The organism is Amycolatopsis roodepoortensis (assembly GCF_014873915.1).
In the GTDB taxonomy this organism is placed as follows: Bacteria; Actinomycetota; Actinomycetes; order Mycobacteriales; family Pseudonocardiaceae; genus Amycolatopsis; species Amycolatopsis roodepoortensis.
On sequence record NZ_JADBEJ010000005.1, the window covers coordinates 3,446,296 to 3,465,019 of the forward strand.

The 18,724-nt window shown below is 71.3% G+C and carries 16 protein-coding genes; 3 read left to right on the top strand and 13 right to left on the bottom strand.

Annotated elements, in window-relative coordinates:
• Positions 1 to 42 precede the first annotated feature (42 nt).
• From nudC to H4W30_RS35415, 5 genes are read right to left on the bottom strand one after another with little or no spacing between them, the layout of a single operon-like run.
• Positions 43 to 1,056, bottom strand: coding sequence for an NAD(+) diphosphatase (gene nudC / locus H4W30_RS35395; RefSeq protein ID WP_126736563.1), 1,014 nt, complete (start codon positions 1,054 to 1,056; stop codon positions 43 to 45).
• Positions 1,056 to 2,432 (bottom strand): M16 family metallopeptidase, encoded by a 1,377-nt coding sequence (locus H4W30_RS35400; RefSeq protein ID WP_192746526.1) that lies wholly within the window; start codon positions 2,430 to 2,432, stop codon positions 1,056 to 1,058. Before H4W30_RS35400 ends, nudC begins: the two co-directional genes overlap by 1 nt.
• The gene (locus tag H4W30_RS35405) at positions 2,429 to 3,733 is read right to left on the bottom strand and encodes a M16 family metallopeptidase (protein WP_192746527.1); all 1,305 of its coding nucleotides are present in this window, start codon (positions 3,731 to 3,733) and stop codon (positions 2,429 to 2,431) included. Before H4W30_RS35405 ends, H4W30_RS35400 begins: the two co-directional genes overlap by 4 nt.
• Positions 3,734 to 3,754: 21 nt before the next feature.
• Positions 3,755 to 5,362, bottom strand: a complete 1,608-nt coding sequence (locus H4W30_RS35410; protein ID WP_192746528.1) for a DUF2207 family protein — start codon at positions 5,360 to 5,362, stop codon at positions 3,755 to 3,757.
• A 1-nt stretch (position 5,363) separates the two neighbouring features.
• Positions 5,364 to 7,133, bottom strand: coding sequence for a DUF2207 domain-containing protein (locus tag H4W30_RS35415; RefSeq protein ID WP_192746923.1), 1,770 nt, complete (start codon positions 7,131 to 7,133; stop codon positions 5,364 to 5,366).
• 228 nt (positions 7,134 to 7,361) lie between these two features.
• On the opposite strand from H4W30_RS35415, the gene H4W30_RS35420 reads away from it, so the two are divergent.
• Positions 7,362 to 8,618, top strand: coding sequence for a neutral zinc metallopeptidase (locus H4W30_RS35420; RefSeq protein ID WP_192746529.1), 1,257 nt, complete (start codon positions 7,362 to 7,364; stop codon positions 8,616 to 8,618).
• Positions 8,619 to 8,706: 88 nt separating this feature from the next.
• Here H4W30_RS35420 and H4W30_RS35425 read toward each other — a convergent pair whose 3' ends face one another.
• Entirely contained in the window at positions 8,707 to 9,606 is a 900-nt protein-coding gene (locus H4W30_RS35425; protein ID WP_192746530.1) for an RDD family protein, read from the bottom strand.
• 61 nt (positions 9,607 to 9,667) lie between these two features.
• On the opposite strand from H4W30_RS35425, the gene H4W30_RS35430 reads away from it, so the two are divergent.
• Together H4W30_RS35430 and H4W30_RS35435 are read left to right on the top strand one after the other, a co-directional pair.
• Complete coding sequence (locus H4W30_RS35430; protein ID WP_192746531.1) at positions 9,668 to 10,675, top strand: stage II sporulation protein M; 1,008 nt, start codon at positions 9,668 to 9,670, stop codon at positions 10,673 to 10,675.
• Positions 10,676 to 10,692: 17 nt separating this feature from the next.
• The gene (locus H4W30_RS35435; RefSeq protein ID WP_192746532.1) at positions 10,693 to 11,766 is read left to right on the top strand and encodes a hypothetical protein; all 1,074 of its coding nucleotides are present in this window, start codon (positions 10,693 to 10,695) and stop codon (positions 11,764 to 11,766) included.
• Positions 11,767 to 11,790: 24 nt separating this feature from the next.
• Here the strand turns inward: H4W30_RS35435 and H4W30_RS35440 are convergent, their stop codons facing one another.
• The 7 genes from H4W30_RS35440 to H4W30_RS35470 form a co-directional block, all read right to left on the bottom strand.
• A complete protein-coding gene (locus tag H4W30_RS35440; RefSeq protein ID WP_192746533.1) occupies positions 11,791 to 12,573 on the bottom strand; it encodes a hypothetical protein in 783 nt (260 codons plus the stop codon).
• A gap of 85 nt (positions 12,574 to 12,658) precedes the next feature.
• Positions 12,659 to 13,405 (bottom strand): maleylpyruvate isomerase family mycothiol-dependent enzyme, encoded by a 747-nt coding sequence (locus H4W30_RS35445; protein ID WP_192746534.1) that lies wholly within the window; start codon positions 13,403 to 13,405, stop codon positions 12,659 to 12,661.
• A 58-nt stretch (positions 13,406 to 13,463) separates the two neighbouring features.
• A complete protein-coding gene (locus H4W30_RS35450; RefSeq protein WP_192746535.1) occupies positions 13,464 to 14,750 on the bottom strand; it encodes a DUF58 domain-containing protein in 1,287 nt (428 codons plus the stop codon).
• Complete coding sequence (locus H4W30_RS35455) at positions 14,750 to 15,718, bottom strand: AAA family ATPase (RefSeq protein WP_192746924.1); 969 nt, start codon at positions 15,716 to 15,718, stop codon at positions 14,750 to 14,752. Before H4W30_RS35455 ends, H4W30_RS35450 begins: the two co-directional genes overlap by 1 nt.
• A 17-nt stretch (positions 15,719 to 15,735) precedes the next feature.
• Positions 15,736 to 16,860 carry a DUF4350 domain-containing protein gene (locus tag H4W30_RS35460; protein WP_192746536.1) on the bottom strand — a complete coding sequence of 375 codons (1,125 nt, stop codon included), beginning with the start codon at positions 16,858 to 16,860 and terminating at the stop codon, positions 15,736 to 15,738.
• The gene (locus H4W30_RS35465; protein ID WP_192746537.1) at positions 16,857 to 17,498 is read right to left on the bottom strand and encodes a DUF4129 domain-containing protein; all 642 of its coding nucleotides are present in this window, start codon (positions 17,496 to 17,498) and stop codon (positions 16,857 to 16,859) included. Before H4W30_RS35465 ends, H4W30_RS35460 begins: the two co-directional genes overlap by 4 nt.
• On the bottom strand, positions 17,492 to 18,646 hold the full coding sequence (locus H4W30_RS35470; RefSeq protein ID WP_192746538.1) for a hypothetical protein: 1,155 nt from the start codon (positions 18,644 to 18,646) through the stop codon (positions 17,492 to 17,494). Before H4W30_RS35470 ends, H4W30_RS35465 begins: the two co-directional genes overlap by 7 nt.
• Positions 18,647 to 18,724: the final 78 nt, after the last annotated feature.

The window sequence follows — 18,724 nt, forward strand, 5'->3', positions numbered from 1 at the left end:
GCACGCGAGTTACGCGTTCAAACACGCGAGTTACGCCCGAGGTCAGACGCCCGCCCAGGCCGCCAGCATCACGCGCGCGATCGACGAGTTCCCCGGAAGCACCAGCTGCCGGGTCCCGCCGGCGATCGGCGTCGGCACGGCGCCCGCGTTCCGCAGCTGACTGTTCGCGAAAGCGGCCCGCACCTCCTCGCGCGAAACCCAGAACGCCTCTTCGATCTCGCCCTCCGCGGGCACGATCGTCGACGAGATGTCGGCCCGCGCGGTGAACCCGAGCATGATCGACCGCGGGAACGGCCACGGCTGGCTGCCGAGATAACGCACATCGCGCACCTCGACGCCGACCTCTTCGCGGATCTCCCGCTCGACACAACCTTCGAGCGACTCCCCCGCCTCGACGAAACCGGCGAGGATCGAATATCGGTCCGGCGGCCAGATCGGCTGCCGCGCCAGCAGGACGTGCTCGCCGTTGACGCCGGCGTCGTCGTGCACGAGGCAGATCACCGCCGGGTCGGTGCGCGGGTACTCCTCGCGGCCGCAGCCGGTGCACTTGCTCGCCCAGCCCAGCTGGATCAGCTCGGTCGGGCTGCCGCAGCGCGTGCAGAACTTCGCCTGCCGCCGCCACGCCTGCAACGCCTGCGCGGTGGTGAACAGCCCGGCCGACGTGTCGTCGAGCAGGTCGCCGTAGCCGCGCAGGTCGACCCAGATCTCGCCGTCGCGGCGCTGGACCTGTTCGACGACGCCCCAGCTGCCCGCCATTTCGACGGTCTCGGTCTCCCCGGCGGGGCGGCCGGGCATCGACCAGTAGTCGGTGCCCTGCCACTCCCCCAGGAAGACCGCGTCGGCGGGCGGCTCGGTGCCGAAGTCCTGCGACTTGCGGGTCGCGAGCGTGCCGGAACCCTCCACCACCGGGGTGCGCGCGTGCTCGTCGAGCAGCACGATCCGGGCGTTCGGCCAGCGCTCGGCGAGCCTGTCCGGGTTGGTGCGCAAGGATTCCTGACGGTCCGCCGTGGAGCGCGAAAGCGTCGGGAGCGCCCCCAACCCGAACGGCGTCTCCATCAGGAAGGCTCCCCGACGGTCACGTCGCCCAGCGCAGTCAGCTTCGGCGCGAGGACGTCGGCGTCGCCGACGACGACACCGGTGAACCGCTTGGGCGCGAAGAACTCCAACGCCGCGTTCGCCACGTCTTCGGCGGTGACCGCGGCGAGGCGCTCCGGGTGCCCGGCGAGCCATTCGACGCCCAGCCCCGTCGCGGCGAGCGCGGACAGCTGCGCGGCCAGGCCGCCCTGCGACGACGCCGCCGTGACCAGCGAACCGATCGCGTACTGGCGCACCGACTCGACCTCGTCGGCGGTCGGCGGCACGAGACCGAGCCTGGCCAGCTCGTACCGCGTCTCCAGGAGCGCGGCCGCGGTCGCGTCGGTCGCGGTGTCCGCGTCGACATTCACCACGGCGGTCTGGTCGGTGAACTCGAACCCGGAGTGCGCGCTGTAGGTGTAACCCTTGTCCTCGCGGATGTTCTCGACCAGCCGCGAGGAGAAGTACCCGCCGTACACGAGGTTCGCCAGCTGCAGCGCCGGATACCGCGGGTCCGTGCGCGACACGGTCTGCGCGGACAGCCGGATCTGCGACTGCACGGCACCGGCCCGCGGCACCAGCAGGACGTTGCCGCCGACGAGGTCGGGCAGCACGGGCAGGCGGACGGCCGAGCGGTCCGAAGCCCAGCCGCCGAACGCCTTCTCCAGGTCGCCGATGACGGTCTCCGGGTCGATGTCGCCGACGATCACCAGCACGGATCCCCGCGGCAGCACCGAAGCCCGGTGCAGCGCGCGAACCTGTTCCGGCGTCACGACCGCCACGTCTTCGGCCTGCGGGACCTCGCGCACGGCAGGGTGGTCGCCGTAGCGATGCTTCTGCAGCGCCTCGCGGGCGATCGTCCTCGGCTGCGTACGGGAGACGGCGATCCGCTCGATGAGCCGCTCGCGTTCCCGCTCGACCTCGGCGTCCGCGTACGACGCGCCGGTGAGCGAGTCGGCGAGGACGTCGAGCATCGTCGGCAGGCCGTCGGCCAGGGAGGTGCCGGTGATGATCAGGCGCTCCGGGTCGACGCCGGAGGCGAGGTCGCCGCCGATCAGCGCCAGGTCCGCGTCGATCTCGATGCGGTCGCGACGGGCGGTGCCGGTCAGCAGGGTTTCGGCCAGTACCTCGGCGGTCGCCGGGTGCAGCTTGTCTTCACCGGCGAACGGGATCCAGACGCGCAGCTCGACCAGCGGCACGGTGGGCTTGCGAACGGCGAGCACCCGCAGCCCGTTGCTCAGCGTGGTGTCCACATGGGACAGATCGGCGGCGGCGCGCTGTGTCCCCAGCGAAGGGACCGGACGCGGCCCGGCGGCCGTGCGGCCGATCTCCTCGGCGGTGCGGTGCGGTGCGCTCACTGCTCGGTACCTTCCTGGTCTGAAGATCCACTACCCGGGCGGACGACGAGCACGGCGCGCGAATCCGGCCGCAGCGCCTTCGCCGCCGCCGAAACGGCCTCCCCGGTGATCGCCGAGATCTTCTCGGCGAGCCGGTACACCAGCGAAGCGTCGCCGTAGAGCAGCTCGAACGAGCCGAGGGCCAGCGTGCGGGACACCAGCTTGTCGTGCTCGGAGTGCAGGCTCGCGGCCCAGCGCGCGGTGACCTTCTTGATCTCCTGGTCTTCCGGCGGCGTGGCCGCCAGCTTCTCCAGTTCCTCGTCCAGCGCGGCGAGGACCTGGTCGGTGCCGACCTCGTGCGGGTGGATCGCGGTGATGGTGAACGTGTCCGGGTCGCGGGCCTCGAACGGGCCGAACAGCCCGGCACCCGCGCCGATGTCGACGACCAGCGGCTCACGGTGCACCAGGCGCTGCTGCAGGCGGGAGCCGTCGCCGTCGGTCAGCACGCCGGCGAGCACGAGGTTCGCCAGGTAGCCGTCGAGGTCGTTGATCGGATCCGGCATGCGGTAGCCGACGCCGACCGCGGGCAGCGGGGCGTGTGGGTCCACGTGCTCGCCGCGAAGCTCGCCCTCGGGAGCGGGCTCGGCGAACGACGGGCGCTGCGGCGCGGGCCGGTGCGGCACGTCGCCGAAGTGCTTCTCGATCAGCTCGCGGGCCTCCTCGACGGTGAAGTCACCGGCGACGGTCAGCACCGCGTTCGCGGGCGAGTAGTAGGTGTCGAAGAAGGCGGCACAGTCGTCCAGGGTGGCCTGTTCGAGATCCTCGAAACCGCCGTAACCGTTGTGCGCGTTGGGGAACGTGGAGTACAGCACCGGCGGGAGCAGGATCCACGGGAACCCGCCGTACGGCCGGTTCAGCACGTTGAGGCGGATCTCCTCCTTGACCACGTCGATCTGGTTGGCCAGGTTCTCCTGCGTCAGCTTCGGCGCCCGCATCCTGTCCGCTTCGAGGAACAGGGCGCGCTCGAGAGCCGCGGCGGGGAGGACCTCGAAGTAGTCCGTGTAGTCCGGATGGGTGGAGCCGTTGAAGCTGCCACCACTCGACTGGACGTACCGGAAGTGCGCGAGCTTCTCCAGGCTCTCGCTCCCCTGGAACATCAAATGCTCGAAGAGGTGCGCGAAACCGGTGCGCCCTTCGGGCTCGGAACGGAAGCCCACGTCGTAGTGGACGCTGACACCCACCACCGGAGCGGTCGCGTCGGGCGCGAGCACCACGCGCAGACCGTTGTCGAGGGTGAATCGGACAAGCTCGGGATCGGCCATGCGCACCACCCTACGGGCTACTCAGGCCTCCAGGCGACGGCCCTGGCGGGTCGCGGCGAAGGTTCCCACTAGCGCGGCCGTGAAGTCGCTCACCCGCTCGATCGGGACCTCACCGCCGTCTTCCTTGCCGTACCAGTAGATCTTGGGCGGACCCTTGAGCTCGGCGAATCCGGCGACCCAGGTTTCCTGTTCGCCGAGAGCGAGCGCGTACGGCAGCGCCCGGGAAAGCAGCACCTCGCGTTCGAGCTTCGGGACGGCCGCCGGCTTGGTCGCCAGCAGCGCGTCACGGACGCCGAGCAGCCGCCGGTGCAGCACGACCCCGGCGCCGGTGCGCACCGGCAGCCACCGGGCGGCGACGGCGAGTACCGCGCCCGCGGCGATGACGATCAGGCCGAGCTGGGCGTAGCCGACGGTCAAGGCCAGCAGGACGGTGAGGAACAGGCCGTAGAAGCAGATCCGCAGGCCGGCCCGGGGCAGCCTGCCGGGCAGCCGCGAGTACCAGCGGCGCTCCACGACGCTGTCGTCCAGCGCGTCGCGCACCGTTTCGATGCCGATCCGCGCCGACTGGATCTCCGACAGCAGCACCGACTCGAGTTCGCCGGGCAGCAGCGCGTCGAAGACCGCGCGTTCGCAGGCGGTCAGCTGGTCGTCCGGTGGGTTGCGGCGGACGAGCCGCCAGCCGGTCAGCTCGCCTGGCTCCTCGCTCACCCAGAGGTAGTTCCGGACTGCGAGGTCGACGACCGTCGCGGCGAGGTCGACGGCGTCGGCGCGACCCGTGAGGACGGTCCCGACCTGACCGGGCAGCACACCGTCGGGTGAGGCGAACGCGGCGTGTTCGTCCTTCCCGGTGAGCAGCCGGACCGGGAGCGCGTCGCCCGGGTGTTCGTCCCGCCTCCGCAGCAGGATCAGCACCACGGCGGCCGCGACCAGCGCGAAGGCGAAGCCGAACCAGGCCCAGCCGACCGGAGCGGTGAGCACGAACGCGCCGGCGAGGGTCCTCGACGGCTCCAGGCGCGCGTTCGCCGGGACGGTCCCGCCGGGCAGCTCGACCGAGATCTCCATCCGCTGCCCGGCCGCGAGGTTCTGCTGGCTGAACCTGGTCAGCCCGGAATGCGCGATCTGGGCGGTACCGCAGCGCGCGCGAGACCCCTCGGGCCCGGCGTGACAGGTGACCGCGTTCGGGACGGACGGCGCGGCGAAGCTCGCCCGCACGAGTTCGAGCCGGGAGTCCCAGCCGCCCGCGAGCTGCCAGCTCACCCGGTTCAGGCCGTCGGCTTCGGAGACCGCACCGTCCACTGTGTACCGGACGATCGAGGTGCCGCCCTTGAGCTTGACGGTGAACTCGTCGTCGGTCAGCTCGGCGTTGCCCGCGCCCTCGATGACGACGTCGCGAACGCCGATGATCCGGTCACAGTTGTTCGGTGCCGCGGTGCGGAGCGGGATCCGGCGGGTCATCGTCGCCTCGCTCGGCACGGACACCGCCTCGACGACCGAGAGCGCGCCGTCGCGTTCCACCTTGAGCGAGATCTCCGCGCTGTTCGGCAGGGAGGGCAGCTGCGGTTCGCCTTGCGCTCCCGCCGGTGCCGCGCCCAGCACCAGCAGGAGACCGACCAGCAAGCAGATCTTCACGTCAGGCGGGGACCGGTTCGGGACGGAGCGAGCGCAGGTGCCCGGATTCGGCGAGCAGACCGTCCAAAGCGGACAGGAACGACGGCAGGTGCGCGGCGAACCGGCGCAGATCCCGGTCGCCTTCGAGGCCGCCGAACCAGTACAGCCCGGCCGAGCCGTCCGCCGACGGGTCGAGCCCTTCGAACGTCCGGAGCCAGCGCTCGGCGTCACCGAGCACGATGGCGTAGGGCAGCGACCGCGAGAACACCATTTCCCGGTCCCCCACCGGAATGTCGGCGACCTTGACGGTGTGCAGGTACTCGAGCAGCCCGCGCACCTGGCCGACCAGCCGCCTGCCGCGCGAGGTCCGCGGCGGCACCCACGACGCGCCCAGCAGCGCGGCGACCCCGGCGAGCACGGTCGCGACGCCGAGCAGCGCGTGCCCGACGGTGAAGGTCAGGACGGCGGTGCCCACGAGGCCGAGCGCGATCAGGCCGATACCCGCCCACGTGAGTTTGCTCTTGCCCTTGTCCGGACGGCGCGAGAACCAGCCCTTGCGCACCACGTCGGCGTACATCGCCTCGCCCGCGACGCGGAGATCGACGGTGCCGCGGCCGCGGAGTTCCGACAGCAGCACGGAATCGGTGCCCTCGGGCAGGATCGCGGTGCAGATCTCGCGTTCGAAGGCGGCGAGGTGCTCGTCCGGCGCGTTGCGGCGCGCGATCCGCCAGTCGACCGTGCCCGCGCCGCGGACCTCGGCGATCCACAGGTAGTTGCGGACGGCGAGGTCGACCACCGTGCCGCTGACGTCCACGACGTCGACCGTCTCGTCGACGACCGTGCCGACCTGTCCCGGCAGGACACCGTCGGGCGAGGCGAACGAGACCCGATCGCCTTCGCGCATGAGGACGTCGACCGGGCCGGTGCCCGCGATGAGCGCGGCCTTGTCACGGCGGCGCAGCAGCCAGATGGCGAGCGCGCCGAGCACGAGTATCAGTGCCAGCGCACCGAAACCGAGGCCGGCGAGGGTCGTGAGGCCGAACGCGCCGCCGACCGTGGCGATCTGCTCGAACCGCGCGTTCGCGGGCACCGTGCCAGCCGGGAGCTGGACGGCGATGTCGACCCGTTCACCCGCCGGGAGTTTGTCCTGCTCGACGCGGACGACGCCGCTGTGGTCGGTCTCCGCGAGCGAACACTGCCTGTCCGAACCGAGCGGCCCGGCGAAACAGTCCACTGTGGGCGTTTCGCGCGTCGGCGCACTGAACGAGGCGGATACCCGGGACAGCTCGCCGTCCCAGCCGCTCGCGACCTGCCAGCGGACCTGCTGCCCGCCGGTGACGTCCGCGACCGCTCCGTCCACTTTGTACTTGAGGGTGGACGCGCCGCCGTCGAAGGTGGCGACCAGCTGTTCGCCGTTCGGCTCCGCCTTGCCCGCGCCCTCGACCGAGACGTCACGGACGACGTAGACGCGGTCCTGATCTTCGCCGGCGGGAACCTTCAAGGGAATCCTGCGTACGAGGTGCTGTCCACCCGGGACGGTCACCTGCTCGGTGATCGACAGCGAACCGTCGCGTTCCACCTTCACCGCGACGTTCGCGGCCGCGCCGGACGGCGGCTGGAGGAGCCCGAGCTGACCGCGCGCGCCGATCGGCGGCGGCTTCGGCAGCTGCGGCGCGTTCGTCAGCGAAGGGCCCGCCGCGGGCGCCTCCGGAACGTTCGTATCCGACGGCGGGGCCATCAAGGCCGTGCTCGCCGCGACGGCCACGACCGCCGTCCCCCATTTCGTCAACACAGCCACACACTCTAGGGCAGCCGATCTATGCTGACCGCCGAAACGCCGAATCCGCCACCTGGGCGAACGGCGTTGCCGAACGCATGGGGGATCCACTCGATGAACCAGCAGCCGCCCGGCCCGCCTGATCCGCGGCGCCGGCCGACTCCGCCGCCACGACCACCGCAAGGGGGCCGTCCGCTTCCGCCGCCGGGAGCGCGTCCGCTGCCGCCGCGCGGTGGCCCGCCGATGCCTCCGCCGAACCGGCCGGGTCCCGTCCCGCCCGGCCGTCCCCGGCCGCCGGTTTCGCAGCCGCCGCCGTTCCGTCCGGGTCCGCCGAGCGGTGGCCTGCCGCTGCCCCCACCGGGCGCGGCTCCGCTGCCCCCGCCGCGGATCGGTGCGCCGGTCCCGTTCCGGCCCGGCGCCGTCGGCCCGCCGCAGCTTCCGTACGGCCCGCGTTTCGCGCAGCCCGCGTTCACGCCTTACGGGGGATACCAAGCCAAGAAGTCGAACGGCGGGGTGATCGCGGCGGTCGCGATCGTGGCCCTGATGGCGGTGATGGGCGGGCTGCTCATGGTGGTCACCATCGCCGGCGGCGGGTCGAGCCAGGTCGCGGACGTCGGATACTCGAGTTATCCCACGACCTCCACTTCGGACTACACGACGACGACCACGTCCAGCGACACGTCGACCACGAGCACCCGATCGCGCGAGACGACCGCCTCACGCGAAACTTCGGCGGGCTCGACCCGCGAGACGTCGGCCAGTCGCGCGCCGTCCGGCCCGCGGCCGCACCTCAAACTGGCGGACAACCCGCTGTGGCTCGATAACCGGGTGGGCTTGCCGAACCAGCCGTGCAACCTCGCGCGCTGGGCGAACAACCCGGACGCGGCGGCGGCCTTCTTCGAGAGCGCGCGGCCCTGCCTGGACAGCGTCTGGCAGCAGGTCATGGACTACACGAAGCTGCCGTTCCGGGTCCCGACCGTGAAGTACCCCTCCGGCAAGAACTGGTCGAGCCCCTGTGGTGACGCAGGCAATGGTTCCGTGGCGGCGTTCTATTGCTCGCAGAACGAGACGATCTACATGCCGTACGAAGGCCTCCAGGTCTCCCAGTACGGCAACCGGCCGGGGGTCTACCTGGCCGTCTACGCCCATGAGTACGCGCACCACATCCAAGCGCTTTCCGGTATTTCGGAGGCTTATTGGACCGCGCGGTACGAAGCGGGCACCGATTCGGCGGCGGGCCTGGAGATGTCGCGGCGCAACGAGCTTTCGGCGCAGTGTCTTTCCGGGACGTTCCTCGGTTCGACGGTGGGTCGCGGCGGCTCGGTCGACCAGGCGATGTACCGCGACGCCTGGCAGACCCAGGACCGCGGCGACCACAACGGCGGCCCGCGCGACCACGGCTCCGACGCGCACGCGGTGTCGTGGTGGCAGCACGGCGCGCAGAAGAACCGGATGTTCGAGTGCAACACCTGGGCGGCCAAGCCGGCCGACGTTTCCTGACCCGCGCTGAGGTTTCGTAAGTACATGAAGGCCCCCTTCCTTGCGTCTGGCGCAAGGAAGGGGGCCTTCACGTACTTGGGGACGAGAGTCAGCCCGGCGGCGCGAAGGGGTTCTCCGGAGCCGGTTCCGAACGGGCTTCCGGCGCGGGAACAGCCGGTTGCGGCGGAGCCGACGGCTGCGGATAGGCCTGAACCGGCGCGGCGGGCACCGGCTGCCCGTATTGGACCGCCGGCTGCAGCTTCGCCTGATCCCGCCGCCGTCGCTCGGCCAGCACGGCCGACAGATACGCCCACGACGGCACCCCGGGCGGCACCGGCGCCCCGATCGCCGCCGCGACCTGCTGGGCGAGCCCGTACCCGAGCGCCTCGACCGCTTCGGGACGGAGCTCGCTCGTCCGGCTCAGGTACTGGCGAACGGCCAGCGCGAGGTCGTTGGAAAGCCGGGTCAGGTCCAGCTGTGAGGCCCAGTACGCCAGCTGCGGAGGCATCCCGACGTACGGCGTCCTGGCGGTGGGCATGCGTTCCCGGATCACCAGCGTGCCGGCCAGGTAGTCGCCGACGCGGCGGCCGTTGGGCGACAGCAGCGACGTGACCACCGCCACGACGCCGAGCATCCCGAGCGCCCAGAAGTCGATGAAGAACCCGGCCAGCCCGCGGACCAGCGCGTGCCGGAACCGCACCGGGCCGCCGTCGGTGCGGACCACCCGAAGGCCGAGCGCCATCTTCCCCAAGGTTCGGCCGCGGCTCAGTGTCTCGCAGATCACCGGGTAACCGACCATGATCAGCACGACGGTCACCAGGAACAGGGTCAGCGCCAGCGCCTCGTCACCGAACGCGGCGACCTGGCTCAGCACCAGCATCGCGACGATCAGGGCGATGAGCTGGAGGGCGACGTCGAGCATCATGGCGAGCCCGCGGCTGGCCAGTTTCGCCGCGCGGACGTCCAGGACGACGGCCTCGCCGGTGACGAGTTCGGACTCTTGTTCCACCGGGCAAGCGTAGTGACGAATAGGCTGGGCGACCAAGGACGATCGCCGGGAGGGCTCCGAGTTGGACGTGGACGTGTTCGTCGCCGCGCACCAGGCCGAATGGAACCGGCTGCGCGAGCTCGTGGGCCGCGCCGGGAAGCTCAGCGGCCCCGACGCCGACGAGCTGGTGACGCTGTACCAGCGCGTCGCGACGCATCTGTCGATCATCCGCTCGGTCGCGCCCGACCCCGTGCTCGTCGCGCAGCTGTCCGGCCTGGTCGCGAAGGCGCGCTCGGCCGTCACCGGTTCGCACAGCCCCGCCTGGCGCGAGTTCGGCCTCTTCTTCACCCAGCGGTTCCCGGCGGCTCTGTATCTGAGCCGGCGCTGGTGGCTCGCGTCGGCGGCGGCGTCGATCGCGGTGATGGCGATCGCGGCGGTGTGGATCGCCGGTGACCCGCGGGTGCTCGCGTCGCTGGCCTCGCCGGAGGAGTTCAAGGACCTGACCGCGCCGGGCGGGAAGTACGAGACGTACTACTCGTCCGACCCCGCGGGCTCGTTCGCCGCGCGCGTCTGGACCAACAACGCGTGGGTGGCCGCGACCTGCCTGTTCCTCGGCGTGGTGCTGGGGGTCCCGGTGATCTACGCGCTCTGGGCGAACTCGCTGAACCTCGCGATCGGCGCGGCGCTGATGTCCTCGGCCGGGCGGCTCGACGTGTTCTTCGGCCTGATCCTGCCGCACGGCCTGCTGGAGCTGACCGCGGTGTTCGTCGCCGCCGGGACGGGACTGAAACTCGGCTGGACGGTCATCGACCCGGGACGCCGGTCCCGGACGGCGGCGCTCGGCGAACAGGGCCGGTCGGTCGTGGTGATGGCGCTGGGGCTGACCGTGGTGCTGCTGATCTCCGGCGTGATCGAGGGGTTCGTGACGCCGTCGGGCCTGCCGACCTGGGCACGCATCGGAATCGGAGTAGTCGCCGAGGTCGCGTTCTTACTGTACGTGTTCGTCGTCGGGCGGCGCGCCGCGAAAGCGGGCGAAGTGGGTGATGTCGACTGGCGATACGCTGGAGATTCTCGACCGGAAGCGGGCTGACCTGGTTAGCTCCTTTCATGGGGAGAAAACGGTTACGCGTCTTCGCGATCGTCGTCCTGTCCGTACTCGCCTCGACGCTCCTCGCCGGCGCGTCACAGGCCCGGACCGTGTCCGCGCCGTCGGGCAAGCTGAACTGGGTGGTGAGCGTCGGCGGATTCCGGACCGACGCCGACCGTAATTACGTCCGCCTCGGCTATCTCGTGTTCAACCCGGCCGACAACACCGTCGCGCACAACTTCTGGACCTGGAGCCAGGCGGGCTTCCCCGTCCCGGTCGACAGCGGCGACGTCTACTACTGCGGAGACTGGGCACCGGGTACCAATCCCCGCAACAACTGCCCGATCAAGACCGCGCCCGGCTTCACCGGCGCGCCGAACGGCCACTTCACCGGCACCTACGCCGAGACCTCCGGGCAGGTGGCCATCACCTGGACCCGCAGCACCGTCGACGGCACCACCACCGCCGTCGACCTCAAAGAGACGTGGGCGGTCTCGGAGACCCGGCCGGGTCTCGGGCGTCTGCAGCTCGTGAGCGACGACTACTCGATCACCAGCGGCATCGCCTACGGCAGCAACGCCTCCCTCGCGCAGACCAGCAAGGCCCCGATGAGCTCGGTCCGCGCGACCCAGCGGTCGTACCTGCTCGAAGGACAGGGCGTGAACCGCCGCGCGATCACGAACTGGACCCGCGGTAGCAGCGGCGCCCTCGGCGTCGGCCCGGGGTGGAACAAGTGCGACGACGGCTCCTGCCTCGGGTACGTGCAGTACGACTCCGGATGCGACCCGTCCTCCTGCTGCCCCGCCGGCCCCGGATACGAAGCCTGCGCGAAGAAGATCGTCGACACCGGTGACAGGCGGTTCTACTACCTGAGCGACGCTTTCGGTGGACGGCGCAACAGTTACGAGTTCTGGTGCGAATGCCTGTCCTACAACGGTTGTTACCTCGGGAACAGCCACGTGCGGCCGCTCCTGCAGGTGATCGACGACGCGGGCGCGTTCCAAGGCTGGGTCGGCGCCGAGGTCAGCCCCGACCGGAGCGGCTCACGGGATCCCTCGGGCGAGTACTACTCGAGTTTCGCCCTGGTGGCGTAGTTCCGCGTGGGTCAGGTTGGTAGCTCAACAGCTGCAGCTACCTTCGAAGGTGATGGTGTTCCCGTCCTCCAGGCTCGCGCTGCCCGTGAACCGGATCTCGAACTCGCCGGGTTCGGTCAGGACGATCTTCGGGCTCGCCGCCGAGCCGTCGGCCCCGGTCTTCGCGGTCGCCGTCTCGGTGCCGCCTTCGAAGACCAGTACGTTCTTCGGCCGTGCCGCGCGCACGAAGAAGTTCACCGGCACGTCGGCCGCGGGCTGGCCGTTCTCCCCGACCACGCGCACCACGAACGGCTGACCGGGCGTCTTCGTCGACAGCCGCTGCCCGTTGCCCGACAGGATCGCGAGCGTCCGCACACCGGCCGCCCAGGTGTTGGAGAGTCCGGACAGCGAACAGACCTCCTGGTACAGCCGGGCCCCGACGACCGGCGACTCCGCGGTCAGGCACCGGGCCGTCGCCACGTTCGCCAGCAGCACCAGCCCGGGCAGCCCGGCGTTGCGGCGCCATTGCTGGTGACGGTCCTTGCCGTCGCACGCCACGAGTTCGACGCCGACCCCGTCGACCGGGCTGATCGCCGCCAGGCACTGTCCACTCGCGACATGCTTGTACGAAAGCGAGGCCTTGTCGTACACCCACTGCGCGCTGGCGTCCTTCGCGTCGGCGAGGGCGAGCTTGCCGTCGGCCGCGGCCAGGGAGATCGTGCCGCCCCCGTCGGCGAGGTAGACCGGCGTTCCGGCGGGCTGCGCGGAAGCGGGCGCGGCGGACAGCATCACCGAGACCACCGCGAAGAACAGCACGAACCTGCGCAAACCTGGCCTCCATCGATCGGTCCGGATCTCCCTCCGAGCTAACCGCCCGGAACACCCGCCGCCAACCGGCACCACACCATCGGGTTCAGCCGAACCGCACGTGGGTCTGCCACAGCTTGAACAGCTCGAGATCACCGAAGACGTCCTCGGCGTCCCGGCGCTGGTAGAGCGCCAGCACCAGCTCCGTCAGCGAGCCGCGCACGGTCACCGCGGCACCGCGCCGTCCCCTCTCCCAGGTCACCACCGAGCCGCCGAGGTCGAGGAACCAGGCGTGCTCCCCCGACTCGAAACCCACCGACCGGCCGGCCCCGAGGATCTCCCGCTTCTCCGGCCTGAACTCGAAGTGCAGCGGCAGCGCTTCGAGTTCCATCCACTCGTCGATCGCGTCGAGCGCGACTTCGGGCGCGGCGCGGAACTCCAGCCCGGCGGCCAAGGTCGCGTCGGCGCGATGGACCAGCGTCTCGTGCGTGAAGCGGCGCGCGTAGAACGACGCGGTCCGGTAGTGGAACGGCACCCAGACCTCGGTGTCCGGCCCCGATTCCCGCAGCGCCGACGCCAGCTCGAAAGCACCCTCCACCAGCCAAGACCCGGGCAGCGGGCCGGAATCGTCGCCGTCCACCCGGCGCACTTCGTCGTCGGGCACCGGCCCGGTCGCCCGGCTCCGGACGATCTCGGCCGCCCAGCGGTGCCCGGCGCCGAGATGCCGCACCAGCACGCCGAGTGTCCAGCCGGGGCAGGACGGCACGGGGGTCGTCAGGTCGGTGTCGGCCAGTTCGGTCGCGAGCAGTTCCGCCTGGGTGACGATCTCCGCGCAGTGCCGGTCGAAATCCATCGGTTCCTCCTGATGATCGGTTCACCAGGGGGTCGGAGCCGGTTCACGGCTCTCGACATCAAAGCCGTCCGGCCGCCTTCAACGCCAGATACCGGTCCGCCAGCCGCGGCGGCAGCTCCTCGGGCACGGCGTCGACGACCTCGACCCCGTGCCGCGCCAGCCGCGCGGTGACCTGGCGCCGTTCGGCCAGCACGCGCTCGGCCGCGGCCGCGTCGTAGACGGCTTCCGCGTCGCCACGGCCCGCCGCCATCTCGGCGACCCGCGGGTCCGCCACCGAAGCGATCATCAGCTGGTGCCGCGAGGTCAGCTTCGACAACACCGGGAACAGGCCTTCTTCCAGCGGCGCCGCGTCGAGCCCGGTCAGCAGGACGACCAGCGCGCGCCGCCGGGTCCGCCGCAGCACCTCGGCGACCATCCCCCGCGCGTCGGTCTCGACCAGCGACGATTCGAGCGGTGCCATGGCGTTCACCAAGGCGGGCAACAACTCCGTCGATCCCTGGACCGCGGCGTGGACCTGCCGGTCGTAGGCGAGGAGGTCGACGCGGTCACCCGCCCGGGCGGCGAGCACGGCCAGCAGCAGGGCCGCGTCCATCGCCGCGTCGAGCCGGGGCGCGTCCCCCACCCGGCCCGCCGAAACGCGGCCGGTGTCGAGCACCAGCACCACGTGCCGGTCGCGTTCCGGGCGCCAGGTCCGCACCATGACGTCGGACGCGCGCGCCGAAGCCCGCCAGTCGATCGACCGGACGTCGTCACCGATCACGTACTCGCGCAGGGAGTCGAATTCCGTGCCCTGTCCCCGGATCAGCACCGCGTTGCGGCCGTCGAGCTGCTGCAGCCGCGCGAGCCGCGAAGGCAGATGCTTGCGGCTGTGGAACGGCGGCAGCACCCGCACGGTCCACGGCACGTCGTGCGAACCCTGGCGCGCGGCGAGCCCCAGCGGCCCGGTCGACCGGACGGTCACTCGCGCCGCGATCCGGTCGCCGCGCCGGGTCGGCAGGAGCCGCGTGGTCACGACGCGGCGTTCGCCAGGGGGCAACGTCAGCCGGTGCCGGTCGTCCGCGCCGGCGCTGGGCGGCCAGGCGTCCCGCAGCCACGCGCGCACCGGACGGCCGCCGGGATTGGCCGCGGTGAGCGTGACCTCGCACGCCTCCCCCAGCCGCACCGACGTCGCGCCGGAGCGCGCGAATTCCAGCCGCCGCACGCTCCCGGCGAGCAGGAGATCCAGCACCACCAACAGCAGCAGCACCGCCGCGGCCAGCCCGATCCCGGCCCACGAGGGCAGCAGGAAACCGACCACCGGCGCCGCGAGGAGCGCCAGCAGCCCGAGCCGCCCGGTGACGGCCATCAGCGCGGAACGGGCACGGACGCGAGGACCCGGTCCAGCACGCCGTCGGCGGTCGCGCCTTCGAGTTCGGCCTCGGGCCGCAGGTCGAGACGGTGCCGCAAAGCCGGGCGCGCCAAGGCTTTGACGTCGTCCGGGGTGGCGTAGTCACGGCCCGCGAGCCAAGCCCACGCCCGGGTCGCGGCGAGCAACGCGGTCGCGCCACGCGGCGAGACGCCGAGCCGCACCGACGGCAGCGACCGCGTCGCCCGGCAGACGTCGACGATGTAGGCGAGCACCTCGGGGCGCACGGTGACCCCGGCGACCGCACGCCGCGCGGCGTCGAGCTGGGCGGCCCCGGCGACCGACGTGACCCCGGCGGCGCCGAGGTCACGCGGGTCGAAACCCTGCGCGTGCCGGGAAAGAATGCCGAATTCGTCCTCACGGGACGGCATCGGCATGGTCAGCTTCAGCAGGAACCGGTCCAGCTGCGCCTCGGGCAGCGGGTACGTGCCTTCGTACTCGACCGGGTTCTGCGTCGCGATGACGATGAACGGGTCGGGCAGCGGCCGCGTCTTGCCGTCGCTGGAGACCTGACGCTCCTCCATCGCCTCCAGCAGCGAGGACTGCGTTTTCGGCGGGGTGCGGTTGATCTCGTCCGCCAGCAACAGATTCGTGAACACCGGGCCCTCGCGGAACGAGAATTCGCCGCTGTGCGCGTCGTACACGATCGAGCCGGTGATGTCGCCCGGCATGAGGTCCGGCGTGAACTGCACCCGCGTCGTCTCCAGGTCCAGCGCGGCCGCCAGTGCCCGCACCAGCAGGGTCTTCGCCACCCCGGGGACGCCTTCGAGCAGCACGTGCCCCCGGCACAGCAACGCGATGATGAGCCCGGTGACGGCCGCGTCGTTACCCACCACGGCCTTCCCGACCTCGGTACGCAGCGCGATCAGCGCCGCCCGCGCGTCGGCGCCAGCGTCCCCGGCGTCCATATTGGACTGTTCGGTACTCAAGACCGCTCCACCTCTCGTTCCACGACATCGAGTCCGTCCGCCAGCCGCACCAGCGCGGCGTCATCGGCGGGCGGGTCCCCGTACAACAGCGCGCCGATCTCCGCGGGCGCCCGGCCGGTCCGCGCGGCGACGGACGCCACGAGCGCGGCCGGTTCGGCGTCGCGGGTGAGCCCCAGCAACGGCCGGAGCCTCGCGCGGGCCGCCTCCCGCAAGGTTTCACCGGCGTGCGCGGCGGCCTTCGCCTTGCGATACAACCTCGCCCGTCCTTCGGTGGCTTCCGCCGCGCGGACCACGACCGGGATCGGCTCGGTCACCACCGGCCCCAGCCGCCGCGAACGCCACAGCGCCAGCAGCACCACCGCGACCCCGGCCTGCAACGCCGCGTACGACCAGCCCGCCGGGATCAGCTCGGACAGCGGCTTCTTCTCGGTCTCCAGCGACGGATCGGCGGCCGTCGGCAGGTACCAGACCAGCCGCTCGTGCTTTCCGAGCAGCCGCATCGCCAACGCCGCGTTGCCCTCGTCGGCCAGCCAGTCGTTGGTCAGCGGGGTGGGGGTGCCGAGCACGGTCACCGTCCCTTGTGGACCCGGGACCTCGAGATACGAGCCGCCGTAGCATTCCTGCGCCCTCGGCTGCGTGGCCGCATACTTCAGGCCGCCCATCGTCGCGTTCCCCGCCGCGACGGGATCCGCGGCCTCGCAGTCGGGCGGGCGGGTCTCGGTCTCGGCCTGGCCGTTCACCCGCACACCGGGAAGGATCTCTTCGACCGTGCGAGGGCTCGGCTGCACCAGCACGACATGTTCGGCGTTCTGCCTGATCTCTGTGAAGGCGCTCTTGGGCACGTACTCGGGCTGGGTGATCAAGACCGTCGCGCCCCTCGCGACCCCCTTGGCCTCGGCGGCGGTGCGCACGACCGGGATCTTGACGCCTTCCCGTTCCAGGAGGGTCGCCAGCGCGCGGCTGCCGGTGGGCTCGTACGAACCCGGTTCGAGCGCGCCGGTGGTCTGGTCGCCCCGCAGCAGGACGAGCAGCGTCCCGGTCAGCACGATCAGGAGCACGACGGCGAGCGGGAGCCGCACCCCGCGCCAGATCCGGCGGGCGTCGGGTGAGACCGAGGTCATCCGGCCGCCAAGGCGACGGGCCTGGCACGGCGGCAGCTTTCGTCCAATTCGGACAGTGACCGGTAGCCGGCCTCCGTCGCGGGGATCCCGCCGTAGTGGACGTCGTCGAACAACCGGGCGCCCGCGCGCAAGGGAACGGCCACGTCGGGCAGCAGCCGTCCGGCTTCGATGGCGGCCTCGTCGGCGGTCCGGCCCGACTTCTCGTCCAGCAGCGCGCGCTCCTCCAAGGACCGCACCACGGCACGGAACCGCTCACGGACGGCGTCGTCGAAGTCACCGCGCGACGCGGCCTCCTCGGCCGCCTTGCGATGTTCGCCGGACGCCTTGCGCTGCCCGGCGAAAACGGCCCGGCCGCTCTTGGCCGACGTCGCCAGCGGACCGGACTTGAGGCGGATCACCACGACCAGCACGATCAGCACGAGGACCAGCAGCAGCACGGCGAAGATCCCGCCGGGCACCGCGCTGTCCACCTTTTCGAGGAAGCCCAGCAGCTTTTCGACCACCCAGTTGAACGCTTCGGTCAGCCAGCTCGGCCTCGCGGCCAGATAGCCCTCGCCCGAGAGCTCCTCGGCCGCGCGCAGCCGGGCGGTGTCCCGATCGATGTCGACCGGGACCTCGGTGAGGAAGCGCGTCACCATGCCTGCGGCGGGGGCGGCGTCGCGATCCCGGCCGCGCGGGCCAGCTCGATGTCCATGCCCTCACGGCGCATCCGCTGATCGATGTAGAGGATCACGGTGACCAGCGCGGTGAACGGGCCGACGATCGTCTGCGCGATCACCGTGCCCACCGACTGCAGGATCAGATCGCCGGTCGACGGGACGTACAGCTGGTCCAGATCGCCGAAGATGGACAGGAAGGCACTGAAGCTGAACGGGATCGTGATGATGGACGCCAGGAACGACGAGATCACGGTGGCCAGCAGCAGGATGCCGAAGACCCGCCAGAACATCCCCGACACCAGCTTCACCGACCGGCGGAACGCCTCCATCACCGTGCCGCGTTCGAGGATGAACGCCGGGCTGGCCAGCGCCCAGAAGGTGTAGGGGATGATCGCGGGCAGCAGGCAGAAGATCGCGGCGACCATGATCGCGATCGTGTAGAGCACGGTCAGGCCGAGCAGCGGCAACAGCCGCGGCGTCGCCTCACGCAGCGCCTCCTTGAAGGTGACCGGCTTGCCCAGCACGGCCTTGCCCATCAGGACGGTCAGGAATCCGGTGAGGACCGTCGTCCCGAGCAGGGTGGCGACCAGGCTGATCGACGACGACGCCAGCGTCCCGCCGAGGACGCCGAGCATCTGGTTCATCAGTTCCTGATCGGTGGCCGCCGGGCCGAGATCGCGCATCCGCTCGAGATCGGCGGTGGTGTCGACCAGCAGCAGCCCGACCAGGTTGATGGCCGCGGTGAGCACGGCGGTGACCGCGGCGGCACCGAACACCATCCGCCAGTACTTGCGCATGGCGGTGACCGCGCCGTCGAGGATGTCGGTGAGGTTCAGCGGGCGCAGCGGGATGACGCCGGGCCTGCCGAGGCCGACCTTCCAGTTCGGATACTGCTGCTGCGGCGGCGGCTGATACGACGGCAGCGGAGGAGGCGGCGGCGTCGCCCCGGACGGGGACTGCCACTGCTGCTCCGGCGCCGGTGAGGGCGGCACTTCCCCCTGCGGCGGTGTCGGCGTGTCAGCCTGCGGCTGTGCTGGTTCCCCCGCCTTCGACTGCGCTGGTTCCCCCGCCTTCGGCTTCGGCATCTCGGTGCCTTCAGGCCCGGACGGTCCGCCGGTCTCCGTCATGCGACAGCCCCTTACCCGTTCACGTTGCTTGCGCCCACTCTTCCAGAGGGTCCGACACCCAGCCAGAGCTGGGGGGAC

Coding starts and splice junctions, on each gene's coding strand:
- H4W30_RS35420 (WP_192746529.1), top strand. CDS start 7,362: ATGCCTCCGCCGAACCGGCCGGGTCCCGTCCCGCCCGGCCGTCCCCGG.
- nudC (WP_126736563.1), bottom strand. CDS start 1,056: ATGGAGACGCCGTTCGGGTTGGGGGCGCTCCCGACGCTTTCGCGCTCC.
- H4W30_RS35445 (WP_192746534.1), bottom strand. CDS start 13,405: ATGGATTTCGACCGGCACTGCGCGGAGATCGTCACCCAGGCGGAACTG.
- H4W30_RS35460 (WP_192746536.1), bottom strand. CDS start 16,860: ATGACCTCGGTCTCACCCGACGCCCGCCGGATCTGGCGCGGGGTGCGG.
- H4W30_RS35405 (WP_192746527.1), bottom strand. CDS start 3,733: ATGGCCGATCCCGAGCTTGTCCGATTCACCCTCGACAACGGTCTGCGC.
- H4W30_RS35450 (WP_192746535.1), bottom strand. CDS start 14,750: ATGGCCGTCACCGGGCGGCTCGGGCTGCTGGCGCTCCTCGCGGCGCCG.
- H4W30_RS35465 (WP_192746537.1), bottom strand. CDS start 17,498: ATGGTGACGCGCTTCCTCACCGAGGTCCCGGTCGACATCGATCGGGAC.
- H4W30_RS35455 (WP_192746924.1), bottom strand. CDS start 15,718: ATGGACGCCGGGGACGCTGGCGCCGACGCGCGGGCGGCGCTGATCGCG.
- H4W30_RS35435 (WP_192746532.1), top strand. CDS start 10,693: ATGGGGAGAAAACGGTTACGCGTCTTCGCGATCGTCGTCCTGTCCGTA.
- H4W30_RS35470 (WP_192746538.1), bottom strand. CDS start 18,646: ATGACGGAGACCGGCGGACCGTCCGGGCCTGAAGGCACCGAGATGCCG.